Here is a 16,392-nt window from a genome sequence, read left to right as displayed (position 1 = left end):
TGATATTAAATCCAGTTTTTTTGAAGGCACGAACGCAGGTTTACTTTTGTTCGATGTATAATTACCCAAAAATTAGAGGAAGATATTTTAAGCGCTGTACAAATGCTTTCGGCACTTTCATCATCTAGATGTTTCATAGTAAAAACCGATAACCATAGGGCAGGTAATTTGTGGAAACAAAGTTGAAGTATCTGATTAAATTCTTTCTTTCCAAGGACATCAAAATCCTCAATACCAAAGGCTTTTGGGCGATGATTTTGATTCCAATGGCCATCATCTTTGTCGAAAAAATCCTGGGCATTGTAATCTTCCGCCTCGCTAATTTCTTGCTTTAAAAGTGATGCCGATTTTTTTCGGTACACATCGATAATCTTGTTTCTTAAAATCGCGGTAAGCCAGGTGCCTTCTTTACTTCTGCCTTCAAACTTTTCTACTTTTTCTAAGGCTGCCAAGAATGTTTCCTGTACTAAATCTCTTGCTAATTCATCATCGTTAATGCGTGTTACGGCATAATTGTAGAGGTAATCGGCATAGTTTACAACCCAGTTTTTAGGGTTGCAGGGAAAGGTATTTAAAGTTGCTGGCTCCGTTTGCATTTGCTTTTCAAATAATTTTGCTGATGATTATTGCTACGCTCAATTCAGTGTTAGTCGGTATAGATTTTATTTCCTTACAAATTATTTACGATTAAAATTTAAACTAATACTGATGGGTCGTTATCAACGGCTTGATTTTGCAAAAGCTTAGAAATGGTGTGTAATGTTGACTCTGCAATTTCTACAAGAGCTTCCTGGGTAAAAAATGCCTGATGACCCGTAACCAGTACATTTGGAAAGCTGATTAAGCGCTGAATCTCGTCATCATCGATGATACTGCCAGATAAATCTTTGAAGAAGAGTTTTTGCTCCTGCTCATAAACGTCGATTCCTAATGCTCCAATACGGCCGTTTTTTAACGCTTCAATAGTATCTTTTGTATTAATTAATCCGCCTCTGCTGGTATTAATTATAATTACACCTTTTTTCATTGCTGCAATTGCCGCAGCATTAATTAAGTATCCATTTTCTGCTGTTAAGGGGCAATGGAGCGAAATTACATCTGCCAGTTTTATCACTTCGTGAAAAGGTAAATATTCAATACCGCGTAATTTCAAATCGTCATTTTCGAATGGATCAAAAGCTACTACTTTGCAGCCAAAGCCCAGCATAATCTTGCAAAAGGCAGCGCCTATTTTTCCAGTTCCAATTACAGCAATTGTTTTCCCGAAAAGGTTAAAACCTATAAGGCCCGTTAGCGAGAAATTTTGTTCTCTTACCCGATTATAAGCTTTGTGTGTTTTACGATTTAAGGTGAGCAGCATGGCAACAGCGTGTTCTGCTACAGCTTCGGGCGAGTAGGCAGGAACCCGACAAACCCTCAAGCCATATTTCCTTGCAGCATCCAAATCCACATTATTAAAGCCTGCACATCGAAGGGCAATAATTCTAACTCCTTTTTCGAATAGGGTTTTAATTACCTCGGCAGTTAACTTATCATTAACAAATACACAAATTACATCTGTACCAGGTTTTACAGCATCAGCAATATGCGGGCCTAAGTGAGTTTCCCAGAATTCCATCTCAAAACCGTAATGGTTGTAACGTTCAAAAAATGTATTATCGTATGGTTTTGCAGAGAAGAACAGGATTTTCATAGTAGCTAAAATACTCATTTAGTTCGGCTATATGGCTGTGATTTAAATCATTTTCTTATTTTTGCATCATAATCAAAACCAATTCTGAATGTAGGATTTAATTTCTTTTCGAAAAAAATAACTAGCACAGGCACAGTAGGCTGTTGCTTTTAATTATGTACAGTTAAAAAGAAATTATGCTTATTCTACAAGAGAGTACTTACGTACATCCAAATAGAGATATACTCTTTTCAGGGTTAAATCTCCAAATCAATAAAAACGATAAAATTGCACTGATTGGAAATAACGGTTCGGGTAAATCTACAATCTTAAAAATATTAGCTGGAGATTTAATTCCTTCAAAAGGCGTTCTCAAGGCAGAAGTTAAACCTTACTATGTGCCGCAAATTTACGGGCAATACAATAACTGCACAGTTGCCGAAGCATTGGGCATTGCCGATAAGCTGAATGCTTTTTACGAAATTTTAGAAGGTCGGGCAACGGAGTCAAATTTAGAAACACTAAATGACGATTGGTTAATCGAAGAACGTTGCAAGGAATCACTTGCAATTTGGGGCTTAGATGAATTGGATTTGATGCAAAAACTGCAGTTGTTAAGTGGTGGTCAAAAAACGAAAATTTTTCTTGCTGGCATCCACATTCACCAACCCGAAATGGTGCTGCTTGATGAGCCGAGTAACCACCTTGATGATGCAGGTCGATTAAGTTTATATAATTATCTAGCCTCAACTAATCATACCTTACTGTTGGTAAGCCACGATCGAACATTACTTAATCTGCTAAATGTGGTTTATGAACTTAATAAAGCTGGTATCACTGTTTATGGGGGGAACTATGATTTTTATATCGAACAAAAAAAGATAGAAAGTGAGGCACACGAGAACGATTTGAAAAATAAAGAAAAAGCGTTACGTAAGGCAAAAGAAATACAAAAGGAATCAATAGAGCGGCAACAAAAATTAGATGCCCGAGGAAAAAAGAAACAAGAAAAGGCAGGTTTGCCTACCATTTCAATGAATACGCTGAAAAATAATGCCGAAAAAAGCACTTCTAAAATTAAAGGCATACACGCAGAAAAGGTAAATGAAATTACCAAAGATCTAAGTCAATTGCGGAGGGAAGCGTTGGATGTCGACAAGATGAAGATGGGTTTTGAAGCCTCTCGTTTTCATAACGGAAAAATTCTGATTACTGCGGAGCAGATAAATTTCCAATATAATAGTCAGTTGTTATGGAAAAACCCCCTAAGTTTTCAATTTACTGCTGGAGAAAGAATTGCTGTTAAAGGTTTAAACGGTTCAGGCAAAACCACATTTATTAAGATGATACTCGGATTGCTTGTGCCCCAGTCGGGCAGCATTAAAATCACCGATTTTAATGCAGTTTATATTGATCAGGATTACTCTTTAATTCGTGACGATTTTAGTGTTTATGAGCAGGCACAGTCTAATAATTCGGGGGCATTGTTGGAGCATGAAATTAAAATTCGTTTAAACAGGTTTCTTTTCACGAAAGAATTTTGGGATAAACCCTGCGCAACGTTAAGTGGTGGAGAAAGGATGCGGTTAATGTTATGCTGTTTAACAATTGGCACACAGGCTCCAGATGTTATCGTTTTAGATGAGCCAACAAATAACCTCGATATTCAAAACATAGAAATTTTAACTGCTGCGGTTAATGAATATGGAGGGTTGCTTTTAGTTGTTTCTCATGATGAATATTTTCTGAATCAAATCGGAGTTGAGAGGTTTATAAGCTTAACAGGCACTTAAAAGAGTAATGAGGCTGTATAATAAGTTGTTTTTTATTTATATACAGCCTCACTGTCTTAATATGATCCGAAATTAATCATCCATTGTATTCCGAACTTATCTTTAAAGCTTCCAAAATAATCTCCCCAAAACTGATCTTCCATTGGCATTTCTATGGTGCCGCCATTCGATAAACCGTTAAATAACCGATCTGCCTCTTCACGGCTCTCGGCTGCAATATTAATGTATATATTATTACCTGAGTTAAGTACATGGCCCGCCGAAGGAACGCAATCTGATGCCATTAAAATGGTATGCTCATTTATTGGTAAAGCAACGTGCATTACGCGATTACGTTCCTCTTCAGAGAATTGCTCAGAATCTGGTGCATCACCTATTTTTTTAAGAAAAATAAATTCGCCACCGAAAATTGATTTGTAGAAATTAAAAGCTTCTTCGGCCTGGCCATCGAAGTTTAAGTATGGGTGAAATGTATTCATATATTAGTGTTTTGATAAGCTAAGTTAAGCAACACTAAAACAGGCAGATGGGTGTATTCAAGACAAATTTAAGGGTTGTAGGTGCGCTGCCTTTTAGAGCCGTAGAGAATAACATTTTTGATACTTAATATTTTGTACAGCTTAATTATTTAACTTAAAAAATTATATCTCTCTATAAAATGTTCAAAGCTATAAGCTGTTCACTTCTTTTTTCAATTGGGCTTAGTCAAGCTGCAATGAGCCAGTTAGTTAAGTCTGATGGTGCTGAAGTTCAATCAATAGCTGAAAAGAATATCGAAACTTATTTCAATAAGGCTATCGGTTCTCAATCTCGTTTATATAACGGCTTTTCTTATGTTGGTTACCGTTCTAATATCGATGGATCACCGTACTTCCTCGAAGAAAAGTTACTTAAAAATGGTACTGTAGTTTACAATGGGTTTAAGTATGAGAATGTTCCATTACTTTATGATGTTTATAAAGACGTGTTAATTAGCAATAACTACGAAAGCTCTTTACAATTCAGCTTAATATCTGAAAAAGTAAGTTCGTTTACAATTTTAGATCACCATCACGTTTTTATAGATACGAGTAAAGATAGCGTTAACATACCTTTTAAAAGTGGGTTCCTGGAGCTGCTTCACGATGGGAAAACTCAAGTTCTCGTTAAGCGATCTGCAAGTTTGCAACAAACATCGGGAACTGCCGATTTAAGAAAATATTTTCAGGTAAGAACTCAATTCTTTGTGAAAAAAGATGGTAGTTATTCTAAAATCACCAATGAAAGCTCTTTCCTTAAACTTTTTAAAGATCATAAGGCCGAGATGAAACGATTGCTTAAAACCAATGCTGTTAAGTTTAGAAAAGAACCGACAAAGGCAATGGTTTTATTAGCTAATTATTTTGATAATCTTTCTAACTAACATGCGCTTCACTATTTATTTTATTTTTACTTTTTTCTCGTTTCTGAGCTTAAGCTCATTTGCGCAGAACGATATTTCAAAACCAATATCAGTTGATTTCAATAACGCGAAAATAATCGATTTGGTAAAGGATATTGAAGCCAAAACTGCTTATCATTTTTATTTCGAGGAAGTTAATGCCGTTAGTTTGAGCATTACATTAAAAGTAGAGCAAAAGCCAGTGTCTTTTATACTGGAAGAGGCATTTAAAAACACTGATTTTCATTATGCTATTAGCGGAAACGATATATTTTTAACTCGAAATAAACAAATTAAAACAGAGTTGGCCGAAGGCTACTATGCTGTTAAGGAAGGCCAAAAAGCCAAGGAAGTTAAAACTGCAGATTATTTTAATGATACCCAAACCGAAAAAGTAGCTGATGCAACGATAGAAAATAAGGTATATGCTGTAGGTACAAAAACTGGCCAGGCCAGGGCAACAATGGCGGGTTATTTGAAAGATATAAAAACAGGAGAACCAATTGTAGGCGCCAGTATTTATTCTTTAGAATCAAAGGTAGGTGCCATGTCAGATCAATTTGGATTTTACTCGCTAACACTTCCTACGGGTAGGCATACGCTGGTTGTTAAGTCTGTTGTTTCGCGTGATGCAAGAAGACAGATTTTACTAAACGGTGATGGTAAGCTGAACATCGAACTTCAGGAGCAGATTTTCTCTCTTAAAGAGGTAAAAATTTCTTCAGATAAAATCGCGAATATTAAGAGTTTGGAAATGGGCGTTAACCGCCTAAATATAAAAGATATTAAGCAGGTGCCTTCAGTTTTTGGCGAACCCGATATTCTGCGTGTGGTACTTACTTTACCCGGCGTTCAATCTGTTGGTGAGGCAAGTACTGGTTTTAGTGTTCGGGGAGGTTCTCAAGATCAGAACTTAATTTTGCTTAATGATGCCACAATATATAACCCATCACATTTTTTTGGTTTCTTTTCTGCATTCAATCCTGATATAGTAAAAGATGTACAGCTTTATAAAAGCACAATACCCGAACGTTTTGGCGGACGATTATCATCAGTATTAGAAGTAACTAATCGCGAAGGCAACAAAAAGAAATTTACAGGTACAGCAGGTATTGGCTTAATAACCAGTCGAATAAATATTGAAGGGCCAATCGATAGTAATAAAACCTCTTTTATTTTAGGCGCAAGAACTACTTATTCTAATTGGCTGCTAAAATTGCTTCCTGATGATTATAAGCAGAGTAGAGCCTCTTTTACAGATATAAATTTGGGTATCAGTCACCAGTTTGATGAAAAAAACAACATCTACTTCTCTGGCTACTACAGTACTGATGATTTCAAGTTAAATAGCGATACAGCCTACAGTTATAGCAATAAAAATGCATCATTAAAGTGGAAACATATCTTTAACAATAAGATTTATGGTGTGTTTTCTGCTGGCGTAGATCGGTATGAATATAATATTAACAGTGCTGTAAATCCTTTAACAGCATACAACCTCGATTTTAATATTAATCAATCGAATTTTAAAACCGATTTCACTTATTACTTAAATAACAACCACACGATTAATTTTGGTTTATCGAGCATTTATTATAAACTAAATCCAGGTAATTTCAATCCAAAAGGCGATGAATCTTTGGTTCGACCAGATTTAATGCCATCTGAGCAGGCTTTAGAAAGCGCATTATACATTGGTGATAAATATGATATTGGCACTAACCTTTCGATAAGTGCTGGTTTGCGATATTCTCTTTATAACTATTTAGGGCCGCAAACGATAAATAATTACGCTCCAGGATTACCAAAAACAAGTGTTAATTTAATTGATAGTGTAAAGTATGGTAATAATAAGCTTATTCAAACTTATCATGGGCCTGAAGTAAGGCTTTCGGCCAGATATAATTTGAGTGATAATTTTTCAGTAAAAGCTTCCTATAATACGTTAAGACAATATATTCACTTGTTATCGAACACAACCGCTATAGCGCCAACTGATGTTTGGAAATTGAGCGACCCTAACATTAAACCGCAGTTTGGAAGCCAGGTTTCTTTAGGACTTTATAAGAACTTTAAATCGCAAACTATAGAAACTTCTGTAGAGGTTTACTATAAAAAGTTAAAAGACTATCTGGATTATAAGAGTGGTGCTAATCTGGTGCTCAACCATCATATAGAAACTGATGTTTTAAATACCGAAGGAAAAGCTTACGGCGTTGAATTTTTTGTACGTAAAAACACAGGAAATCTTAATGGCTGGATGAGTTATGCTTATTCTCGAACCTTCCTTAAAATGGATGATGCAACTATAGCCGCTCCTGTGAATGGTGGAAATTATTACCCTGCAAACTATGATAAACCGCATGCCTTTAATTTTACTGGAAATTATCGTTTTACGCATCGCTATAGCTTCTCGCTAAACGTAACTTATAGTACTGGCAGACCAATTACACTTCCAATTGCGAAGTACTATTATGCTGGCAGCGAGCGGGTTTTTTACTCGGATCGAAATGCATATAGAATACCAGATTATTTCCGTTCCGATATCTCATTAAACATCGAAGGAAATCATAAAGTGCATCAGCTTACTCATAACTCCTGGACAATTGGAGTTTATAATGTTACGGGCAGACAAAATGCTTATTCAACATACTTTACAGAGCAAAACGGTGTAATAAGTGGTTACAAACTTTCCATCTTTGCATCAGAAATTCCATTTATCAACTATAATATAAGATTTTAACATGAAAAAGTTTAGCATTTTAGGCCTTGTACTTGTTGGAGTAATATTGTTTTGTTGTAAAAAGGCATACAAACCCGAAGTAACAGCTGTAAATTATAATTACCTGGTTGTTGAAGGTTTAATAAACACAGGGACTGATTCTACTTTTATTAGGTTAAGCAGAACAGTTGTTTTAGATAATAAAAATACCCTTAAGGTTGAAACGGGGGCTACGGTTACTGTTGAAAGCGATGCCAATCAAAGTTATAACCTATCGGATGTTAGGGTGGCAGGTACTTATGCATCGGCACCTTTAAACCTCAGCGTAAATCAAAAATACAGGGTAAGGATAAAAACATCGAAAGGGGTTACTTATTTGTCTGATTTTGTTGAGGGAAGAGTTTCGCCGGTAGTTGACAGCGTAAGCTGGAAAGCTACAGATAACGGTTTGCAGTTGTACACCAATACACATGACGCTACCAATAAAAGCAGGTATTATAGATGGGAATACAACGAAACCTGGCAATTTAGAGCTAAATATTTCTCTGGGTTTAAAGCAGATGGAAAAGCAATTGTACCAAGAAATTCAACTACAGAGAACATTTACGAATGCTGGGGAAATAGCATTTCAAGTTCTATAGTTTTGGCGTCTTCTTCGAAACTGGTAAATGATGTTATTTATTTAAATCCATTAACTTTTATTACTTCAGACTCGGAGAAGATTGGTGTAAAGTATAGCATTTTAGTTAAACAGTATGCATTAACAAAAGAGGCTTTTGAGTTTTGGGAATTGCTAAAGAAAAATACCGAGAATCTGGGGTCTATTTTCGATGCCTTGCCTTCTCAGTTAACGGGCAATATCCATAATATTAGTAATGCTGCCGAGCCTGTTATTGGTTACATTAGCGCAGGTACAGTTACGCAGCAAAGGATTTTCGTGCCGAGAGAAGCATTGCCTAATGCATGGCGGATAAAATATCCATATTCGTGCAGTGAGCCAGATTCTATTTATACTGTAAACCCAGTTACGGGTTCCAGAGATGAAGATGCCGTATTTCAAACAAAATCATTATTGCCATTAGAAGCAATTACAAACAATAATGGAGCTGTTATCGGGCATACTGGAGCAGGCGCTCAATGTGCCGATTGTACAATTAGAGGAACCAACAAAAAACCAGGATTTTGGCAATAAGTAACCGTATATGAATAAGATAATTTTAAAGTTATATTCAGTTGTTTTTTTATTTTCTCTGGTTACGCTGCGGTTAAATGCACAGGTACTACCTGAGATACAAAAGGCTTTGGTAAATCACCAGAATAATAATATCCTACAAGAAAAACTCTTTGTACAAACCGATAACGAATTTTACCTGACTGGAGAAATACTTTGGTTTAAAGCTTACTATACAGATTTGCAGAATAAACCATTAAATGTAAGTAAAGTAGCTTATGTAGAGGTTTTGGATGAAGCTAATACCCCAGTGCTACAAGCAAAAATTAGTTTAAAAAACGGTAGTGGTAACGGCTCTTTATATATTCCTGTTAATTTGAATAATGGAACTTATAAGTTAAGGGCCTACACCAACTGGATGAAAAATTTGGGCGCAGATGTTTTCTTTGAAAAACCATTGAAAATAATAAACACATTAAACACACCTCAGAATTCAAAGGCAGAAAGCAAAAAATATAATTTACAATTTTTTCCAGAAGGCGGTGATTTGGTTGAAGGAATAACCAGTAAGGTTGGCTTCAAAATTTTAGGTTCAGATGGCAAAGGGATGGATATAAGTGGCGTTATTGTAAACAACCGAAATGATACTTTAGCCCGCTTTAAAACTTTAAAATTCGGTATTGGACAGTTTAGTTTCATGCCATTGGCAAATAACGATTACAAAGCCATTGCAAGATCGGCACAAGGTGAAATTATAATACAGCAACTTCCAGCAGCAAAGAAAACAGGCTATGTGCTTAACTTAAAAGATGAAAATGCAAATTTGAACATCGATGTTTTCAGTAATTTAGGTAATCAAAAACTATATTTAGTTGCTCATAATGGAATTAAAACCGTCTTTGCATCAACAGGAGAAGTTTCGGGAGGTAAAGCATCTTTTGTAGTTAAAAAAGATAGCCTAACCGATGGCATAACTTATTTAACGGCTTTTAATAACGAAGGAAAAGCCGTTGCAGAGCGTTTATATTTTAAGAAATCGGCTAAAAAGTTAACCATAAATGCAGTTTCTGACTCGAAATTATATAATAACAGACAAGAAGTAAATGTTAATTTATCGCTTAACGATGAAAAGAACTTAAGTAAGTTGGCTGATGTTTCAATTTCAGTTCATAAGATCGATTCTTTAGATGTTAAAAACTGTCCAGATATAGAAAGCTATTTATGGCTTAGCTCTAATTTAAAGGGCGAAGTAGAATCACCTGGGTATTACTTCGAACAAAATAATTTAGGTACAAGTGAAGCACTTGATAATTTATTACTTACACAGGGTTGGCGACGGTTTAACTGGGCGGATGTTTTAAGTGGAAAGAAAGTGCCAGTATTTAAGTTTCTGCCAGAATACAACGGTCATATTGTTTCTGGAAAAATTGTAGATAAGGCAGGAAATGCGATTAACAATCATCTTGTATATATGAGCGTTCCGGGCAAAAGAATTCAGTTTTATGGCTCAACCAGCGATTCTACAGGGCAAGTTGTATTTAATACAAAAGATTTCTACGGCCAGAACGAGGTTGTTTTACAAACGAATACAGAATTAGATAGTACGAGTCTTATTACCGTAAACAATCCGTTTTTTGAAAAATATTCAGCAAATAAATATCTTTCAGGAAACCTTAAGACTTCACAATTAAACGATTTGAGTATGCGTAACTTAAGCATGCAAGTGCAAAATGTTTATTCGGGAGCAAAATTGAAACAGTTTTATAAGCCTAATATCGATAGTTCAGCCTTTTATTTAAACCCTTATAAAACTTATAAATTAAGCGATTATACCCGTTTTACAACGATGGAAGAGGTTTTAAGAGAGTATGTTGCGCAGGTTTTTGTATATAAAAAGCAAAAAAGATTCCATTTTCATATTTTAGGTGAAGAAGCAATTCTTGATGAGGAAGTAGACCCCTTGGTTTTACTGGACGGTGTGCCGTACTTTAATATGGATAAAGTAATAGCAATAGATCCGCTTAAAGTAGAAAAGTTGGAAGTAATTCGAAGCAGGTACTATTATGGGCCTACAAGCTCTGAAGGGATTTTGAGCTTTTCGACTATGAAATCAGATTTAGGCGGAACAGAAATAGACCCTCGTGCAGTTGTTATTGATTACGAAGGAATGCAATTACAAAGAGAATTTTATAGTCCAACTGAGGATGATTTGAAGAATAAAAGAATTCCAGATTTTAGATCCACTTTATATTGGTCGCCTGAGGTTAATATTGATGCTAATGGAAAAGGAAAAGTTAGTTTTTATACTTCTGATAAAAAAGGTAGTTACATTGGTGTTGTACAGGGGCTTACTGCATCGGGTATTCCAGGGGTAAGCTATTTCAGTTTCGAGGTTAAGTAGTCTGCTTTAAAAGCATTCTACTTCCCAAGATCTTTTCCAGCTTTTTCCTGCATCCAGTTTAACAATTCCTTCCTTGTAAGCCAACTGCTGGTTATGGTTAACGCTATCGGCAACACCACACCACGGCTCCAAGCAAACGAATGGTGCATCCTTGGCCGACCAAATGCCAAAGAAGGGGAAGTCATCAAAATGAAAATGTAAGCCATAATCATTTTTAGAGTTTAATAAGCTAATACAATTGCTTTGCAATGCTTTAAAAACTAAGGCATCATCATAAAAAAGATCGTGTTTTAGGTTTAACCGATGCCTGCTTAGGTCAATGTTCTCGGTTTCATTGGCAACCAGTCCATCCTCCAATTTCCAGTAGGTTAATTTTTCATCGTTATTAAATGCAAGGTAATAGTCTTCGTAGCTTGTATTTGGCGTGTTTGGAACAGCAAACGCTGGATGAGCACCTAATGAGAAAAACATCTTTTTACTGCCTGTATTGGTTACCGTGTATTCTAAAATCAACTTTCTATCTATGATTTGGTAGTTAAGTTTTAATTCGAATGGAAAAGGGTAAACTTTCAAAGTTTTATCACTTTGTGTTAATGTGAAAACAGCTTCAGCGGTATTTAATTGATCTGCAATAAATTCATTATCACGGGCAAAACCATGTCGGGGTAATTTATATGTTTTGTCTTTGTAAATGTAACTGTCGTTTTTTAAAGAGCCAACAATAGGGAAAAGAACAGGACTATGCTTGCCCCAGTATTCCGAATCCCCATTCCATAAATATTCTATATTAGTTTCTTTACTAAATAAGCCTTGTAGCTCGGCACCCTTATTGGCAATTCGGACTTTAATAAAGTCGTTTTCTAGTGTTATCATTTGTATTTAAAAGTAGCAAATTTGATAATAAATCGATTATCTTTTATTAAAATACAGAAAAAGTAATTTTCTTGCGAGCTGGTTATAACCTTCTGTTTTTTATTTAAATTTGATAATTTTCCAATGGTTTTAGCATCTATCTAGTAATTCATCTCACTCAATTTAGTGTAAATAATGGCTGTCGATTTAAAGAAACTAACAAACAGAAAGGTTAAGGCAGCAATAGAGGCATTACAAAAAGGAGATCATAACGCCTGGTTTTTACTTTTCGCCGAAGAAGTTGTTTTATACGACGATGGAAACCAAATGCAGTTTAATAATTTTTTTAAAAAAGCTTTGGGCCACGAAAGATTTACGAGTATTGATAAGGTTGAAAACAATGGCTTGCATGTTTATGGCCATTTTCATTCTGATCAGTGGGGCGATTTTAAAACCTTTTTTAAATTTCAACTTAATAAAGAAGGAAAAATAAATAGATTGGATATCGGGCAAGATCATTAATAGTTGGCAATTTACAGCTTCTCTAAACTGCCAACTGAAAACGGGTTAACTGTTTTCTTCCCAAATGGTAGCAATATTAATAATGGTTTGAACCGCTTTTTCCATATCCCGTACGCTTACCCATTCTTGTTTACTATGAAATGCATGTTCACCAGCAAAAATATTCGGACACGGTAAACCCATGTACGATAATCGAGAACCATCGGTACCACCACGAATACTTTGTTTTTTTGCCTTTACACCCGCTCGTTCAATTGCTTCAATACCGTATTCTACAATTTTAGGGAACTGATCCAATACTTGTTTCATATTTCTGTACTGCTCTTTAATTACTAAATTATAAGTGGATTTTGGGTACTTTTCTAAGATCTCCTCAGTTATTTGCCTAAGAAGATTTCCATGCTCTGCCAATTTCTCGTCGGTAAAATCACGAATAATAAACTGTGCTTCTGCTTGTTCAACCTGGCCTTTAATTGCAACGGGATGAATAAAGCCTTCTTTGCCACTGGTTGTTTCGGGCGTTAGTTTATCTTTTGGTAAAACATCCAAAATTTCAGCAAGAATTTTTATGGCGCTTTCCATCTTTCCTTTTGCAAAACCTGGGTGACTGCTCACGCCATTTATGGTTAAAGTTGCACCATCAGCAGAAAAAGTTTCATCTTCTATAGAGCCTAAGGTTTCTCCATCGATGGTATAAGCAAAGTCGGCAGCTAACTTTTTAAGGTCGGCTTTGTCTACACCGCGTCCAATTTCTTCATCAGGGGTAAAAAGAATTTTAATTACCCCGTGTTTTATAGCCGGGTTTTTTACAAGAAAGCTTGCAGCTTCCATAATTTCGGTAACACCAGCCTTATTATCGGCACCTAGCAAAGTAGTACCACTTGCTGTTATAATATCATTTCCAATTTGATGCTGCAGATCTTTATGCTCTGCAAGTTTGATTACAATATTCGTATCATCAGGTAATACTAGATTTTCGCCTTGATAATTCTCATGTATGATCGGTTTAACATTTTCTCCGCTACAATCTGGCGAAGTATCCATATGTGAACAAAAGCAAATTACTGGAACATTTTTTTCGGTTGTTGACGGGATTGTTGCATATACATAACCATTTTCGTCTATATGAGCATCTCTTATGCCGATTTCTAAAAGCTCTTCGACTAAAAGTTTGCCCAGGTTTTTTTGTTTTAAGGTTGAAGGGCAAGTTGAAGATTCAGGGTCAGATTGTGTATCAATTTTTGCATAATTGATAAATCTCTTCTCTAGCGATTTGTTGAAGTTTTGATAGATATTCATATTTCAAAGGTAAAAGTTATGGATATTGAATAAACATATTATTTTTGTAAAAAAACAATATGAATTCTAACCGCCTCAAAATTATATTCCTAGCTGTTCCCCTTTTGATGTTTGCCAAGTTTTCTAATGCTCAATCTAATTATTTTAAGTGGGATTATGGGATAAATGTAGGGCCAAACTATTCTAAAACGGACGTTTATAAAGGAAGCTGGGGCTACACTATTGCTGGTACAATTGATCATCATCTTACCCCTTTTGTTACTGCTGGTTTAGAGGCGCAGTATGGTATGGTTCAAGGTGGCGATATTGTTACTGACCCACATAATCGCCAGTTTGTAAATCAATACACGGGTGTAAATTTTAATATGAAATTCGCTCTGGGTGAATTTATTAACTATAATAAAACTGATTTTTTATACAATATTAAAGGTTTATATATAGGCTCGGGAATTGGAGCTGTGAAAAATAAAATTACAGATATTGTTCGTTATAAGCCAAGTTGGGCTGCTTTCGATCCAGGTTATGGCCCATTTCCAGGAGAAGATAAAAGTACCAATCTTTGGGTGCCAGTTAATTTAGGTATTAACTTTTATATAAATGATGGCTGGGGTTATGTACGTTATGTAATTAACGTAAATGCGCAAAGTAATTTTACATTTGGCGAGGGACTAGATGGTTATAATGATCCCGCAACTAAGTTTAAAAACTACGATCCAGATACTTATAATGTTTACAGCATTGGCTTTAAATATTACTTCGGTAATATTAAAGTTTATCGCAAAACACTTTAATTATTGTATGAGAAAAATCTTAGTGTTTTTCCTACTTCTTGCTAACTTTAGTATTATGGCACAACAAACCCCATACGAACAAAGCGGCAAGAAAGAAACAACGACTTATGATAGGGCAATTTCTTACTATAAATCTTTAGTAAAATTATACCCTAAATCAAAACTTTTAACCTACGGAAGCACCGACTTCGGCAAGCCTCTGCATCTTTTAATTCTATCAAGAGATCAGGTTTTTGAACCATCGGCAATTAGAAAAGCAAATAAGCGCATTCTGCTTATTAATAATGGCATTCATCCTGGCGAACCAGAAGGTGTTGATGCATCGATGATGCTTGCCCGCGATTTACTAAGTGCAAACAAACTCCCGAAAGATGTAGTGATCTGCATTATTCCGATGTATAATATTGATGGAAGTTTTAACAGGAGTGGAACTTCAAGAGCCAATCAAAACGGGCCTGTTGCTTATGGTTTTAGAGGGAATAGTAAAAACCTCGATTTAAATCGCGATTTCATTAAAACAGATTCAAAAAACGCTGCTGCTTTCCAGTTAATTTTTAACACCTGGCAGCCCGAAATTTTTGTGGATACGCACACCAGTAATGGTGCCGATTACCAATACGTAATGACTTTAATTCCTACACAAAAGGATAAATTAAATGGTATTCTTTCTGCTTATTTAACCAAAACTTTAGTGCCTGAGTTGTATAAAGGAATGGAGCAGAAAGGCTACCCAATGATACCTTATGTAAATTCAATCGGCCAAACACCAGAAACTGGAATTACAGGTTTTATCGAATCGCCAAGATACTCTACTGGTTATACCACGCTACATAATACGATTGGTTTTATGCCAGAAACACACATGTTAAAATCGTACGATTTGCGGGTAGATGCTACATACAAATTATTGCAAACTTACATTGATGTTGTTCAACGTGATGCAAAAATTATTGGCGAAAATAAACGCAAAGCTGATGAATTTGTGGCTGTACAAAAGGAATTTCCTTTAGAATGGGCTTTGAATAAAAATGAAAGCGATAGCATTCCGTTTAAAGGTTTTCAGGCAGGTAAAAAGCCAAGCGAAATAAGCGGTGTAGATCGGCTTTACTATGATAGAAATAAGCCCTTTACCAATAATATAAAAGAATACAATAAGTTCGAACCTGCCGTTAGTGTGCGGAAACCAATTGCCTACATCATTCCAAAAGCATGGGATCGGGTTATCGCTTTGCTTAAGTTGAATAATGTTAAAATAGAGCAACTTAAAACAGATACAAAGATTACTGTCGAAAGCTACTACATTGGCGATTTTAAAACAGGAACAAGGCCTTATGAAGGACATTATTTGCATTCGGCTGTTAAACTAAATCCAGTAGCGCAAACTTTGCAGTATTACGCAGGCGATTTTGTGGTTTATGTTAATCAGTTTACCAACCGATATATTGTTGAAACATTAGAGCCGCAAGCAACGGATTCTTTTTTTAACTGGAATTTCTTCGATTCTATTTTAGATATGAAAGAGCACTATTCTGCTTATGTTTTTGAAGATACAGCGGCAGAATTGTTAAAAAATAATCCAAAATTAAAAGCGCAGTTAGACGAAAAAAAGGCAACCGATACCGTTTTTGCCAAAAGCGGTGCTGCACAATTAGAATTTGTATATAAAAATTCTGATTATTACGAAAAAACACACAACAGATACCCAGTTTCGCGTTTGCTTACTAATGTAAAACTCGATTTAAAATAAGT

General features: G+C 35.6%; 13 protein-coding genes. 8 read left to right on the top strand and 5 right to left on the bottom strand.

The genetic code is table 11. The features are described 5' to 3' along the window. Window positions 1-5: 5 nt before the first annotated feature. Both ABD692_RS14645 and ABD692_RS14640 read right to left on the bottom strand, forming a co-directional pair. Window positions 6-596 carry a sigma-70 family RNA polymerase sigma factor gene (locus ABD692_RS14645; RefSeq protein ID WP_344768160.1) on the bottom strand — a complete coding sequence of 197 codons (591 nt, stop codon included), beginning with the start codon at window positions 594-596 and terminating at the stop codon, window positions 6-8. Between the two features lie 98 nt (window positions 597-694). Beyond that, entirely contained in the window at window positions 695-1,711 is a 1,017-nt protein-coding gene (locus ABD692_RS14640) for a 2-hydroxyacid dehydrogenase (protein ID WP_344768158.1), read from the bottom strand. A 158-nt stretch (window positions 1,712-1,869) separates the two neighbouring features. Between ABD692_RS14640 and ABD692_RS14635 the strand changes: the two genes are divergently transcribed. Continuing rightward, complete coding sequence (locus ABD692_RS14635) at window positions 1,870-3,465, top strand: ABC-F family ATP-binding cassette domain-containing protein (RefSeq protein WP_344768156.1); 1,596 nt, start codon at window positions 1,870-1,872, stop codon at window positions 3,463-3,465. A gap of 56 nt (window positions 3,466-3,521) precedes the next feature. On the opposite strand, the gene ABD692_RS14630 is transcribed toward ABD692_RS14635, so the two are convergent. Continuing rightward, window positions 3,522-3,944, bottom strand: coding sequence for a VOC family protein (locus ABD692_RS14630; protein ID WP_344768155.1), 423 nt, complete (start codon window positions 3,942-3,944; stop codon window positions 3,522-3,524). 236 nt (window positions 3,945-4,180) lie between these two features. On the opposite strand from ABD692_RS14630, the gene ABD692_RS14625 reads away from it, so the two are divergent. Genes ABD692_RS14625 through ABD692_RS14610 form a run of 4 tightly spaced genes read left to right on the top strand, consistent with a single transcriptional unit; the run spans window position 4,181 to window position 11,179 of the window. After that, on the top strand, window positions 4,181-4,867 hold the full coding sequence (locus tag ABD692_RS14625) for a hypothetical protein (protein WP_344768152.1): 687 nt from the start codon (window positions 4,181-4,183) through the stop codon (window positions 4,865-4,867). Between the two features lies 1 nt (window position 4,868). Continuing rightward, window positions 4,869-7,628 carry a TonB-dependent receptor gene (locus tag ABD692_RS14620; protein WP_344768150.1) on the top strand — a complete coding sequence of 920 codons (2,760 nt, stop codon included), beginning with the start codon at window positions 4,869-4,871 and terminating at the stop codon, window positions 7,626-7,628. A gap of 1 nt (window position 7,629) precedes the next feature. Then, a complete protein-coding gene (locus ABD692_RS14615) occupies window positions 7,630-8,799 on the top strand; it encodes a DUF4249 domain-containing protein (RefSeq protein ID WP_344768148.1) in 1,170 nt (389 codons plus the stop codon). Between the two features lie 10 nt (window positions 8,800-8,809). Beyond that, complete coding sequence (locus tag ABD692_RS14610; protein ID WP_344768147.1) at window positions 8,810-11,179, top strand: hypothetical protein; 2,370 nt, start codon at window positions 8,810-8,812, stop codon at window positions 11,177-11,179. A gap of 6 nt (window positions 11,180-11,185) precedes the next feature. Here ABD692_RS14610 and ABD692_RS14605 read toward each other — a convergent pair whose 3' ends face one another. Next, complete coding sequence (locus ABD692_RS14605; protein WP_344768145.1) at window positions 11,186-12,052, bottom strand: aldose 1-epimerase family protein; 867 nt, start codon at window positions 12,050-12,052, stop codon at window positions 11,186-11,188. A gap of 174 nt (window positions 12,053-12,226) precedes the next feature. Here ABD692_RS14605 and ABD692_RS14600 point away from each other — a divergent pair, with 174 nt between their 5' ends. Beyond that, window positions 12,227-12,553 (top strand): hypothetical protein, encoded by a 327-nt coding sequence (locus ABD692_RS14600; RefSeq protein WP_316755063.1) that lies wholly within the window; start codon window positions 12,227-12,229, stop codon window positions 12,551-12,553. Between the two features lie 45 nt (window positions 12,554-12,598). On the opposite strand, the gene pepT is transcribed toward ABD692_RS14600, so the two are convergent. Further along, window positions 12,599-13,852, bottom strand: a complete 1,254-nt coding sequence (gene pepT, locus ABD692_RS14595; RefSeq protein WP_344768143.1) for a peptidase T — start codon at window positions 13,850-13,852, stop codon at window positions 12,599-12,601. Window positions 13,853-13,911: 59 nt separating this feature from the next. Between pepT and ABD692_RS14590 the strand changes: the two genes are divergently transcribed. Continuing rightward, window positions 13,912-14,643: a hypothetical protein gene (locus tag ABD692_RS14590; protein ID WP_344768142.1), complete on the top strand. Its 732-nt coding sequence runs from the start codon at window positions 13,912-13,914 to the stop codon at window positions 14,641-14,643. A 7-nt stretch (window positions 14,644-14,650) separates the two neighbouring features. Then, complete coding sequence (locus ABD692_RS14585) at window positions 14,651-16,390, top strand: M14 family metallopeptidase (RefSeq protein WP_344768140.1); 1,740 nt, start codon at window positions 14,651-14,653, stop codon at window positions 16,388-16,390. Window positions 16,391-16,392: the final 2 nt, after the last annotated feature.

Origin of the sequence: Pedobacter ginsengiterrae (assembly GCF_039537385.1) — a bacterium.
Lineage (GTDB): Bacteria > Bacteroidota > Bacteroidia > Sphingobacteriales > Sphingobacteriaceae > Pedobacter > Pedobacter ginsengiterrae.
This window is presented reverse-complemented; position numbering and strand designations above follow the sequence as displayed.

What these genes read in the sequence shown, in the direction of transcription:
- ABD692_RS14645 (WP_344768160.1), bottom strand. Translation starts at nt 596, where the DNA reads ATGCAAACGGAGCCAGCAACTTTAAATACCTTTCCCTGCAACCCTAAA.
- ABD692_RS14640 (WP_344768158.1), bottom strand. Translation starts at nt 1,711, where the DNA reads ATGAGTATTTTAGCTACTATGAAAATCCTGTTCTTCTCTGCAAAACCA.
- ABD692_RS14635 (WP_344768156.1), top strand. Translation starts at nt 1,870, where the DNA reads ATGCTTATTCTACAAGAGAGTACTTACGTACATCCAAATAGAGATATA.
- ABD692_RS14630 (WP_344768155.1), bottom strand. Translation starts at nt 3,944, where the DNA reads ATGAATACATTTCACCCATACTTAAACTTCGATGGCCAGGCCGAAGAA.
- ABD692_RS14625 (WP_344768152.1), top strand. Translation starts at nt 4,181, where the DNA reads ATGAGCCAGTTAGTTAAGTCTGATGGTGCTGAAGTTCAATCAATAGCT.
- ABD692_RS14620 (WP_344768150.1), top strand. Translation starts at nt 4,869, where the DNA reads ATGCGCTTCACTATTTATTTTATTTTTACTTTTTTCTCGTTTCTGAGC.
- ABD692_RS14615 (WP_344768148.1), top strand. Translation starts at nt 7,630, where the DNA reads ATGAAAAAGTTTAGCATTTTAGGCCTTGTACTTGTTGGAGTAATATTG.
- ABD692_RS14610 (WP_344768147.1), top strand. Translation starts at nt 8,810, where the DNA reads ATGAATAAGATAATTTTAAAGTTATATTCAGTTGTTTTTTTATTTTCT.
- ABD692_RS14605 (WP_344768145.1), bottom strand. Translation starts at nt 12,052, where the DNA reads ATGATAACACTAGAAAACGACTTTATTAAAGTCCGAATTGCCAATAAG.
- ABD692_RS14600 (WP_316755063.1), top strand. Translation starts at nt 12,227, where the DNA reads ATGGCTGTCGATTTAAAGAAACTAACAAACAGAAAGGTTAAGGCAGCA.
- pepT (WP_344768143.1), bottom strand. Translation starts at nt 13,852, where the DNA reads ATGAATATCTATCAAAACTTCAACAAATCGCTAGAGAAGAGATTTATC.
- ABD692_RS14590 (WP_344768142.1), top strand. Translation starts at nt 13,912, where the DNA reads ATGAATTCTAACCGCCTCAAAATTATATTCCTAGCTGTTCCCCTTTTG.
- ABD692_RS14585 (WP_344768140.1), top strand. Translation starts at nt 14,651, where the DNA reads ATGAGAAAAATCTTAGTGTTTTTCCTACTTCTTGCTAACTTTAGTATT.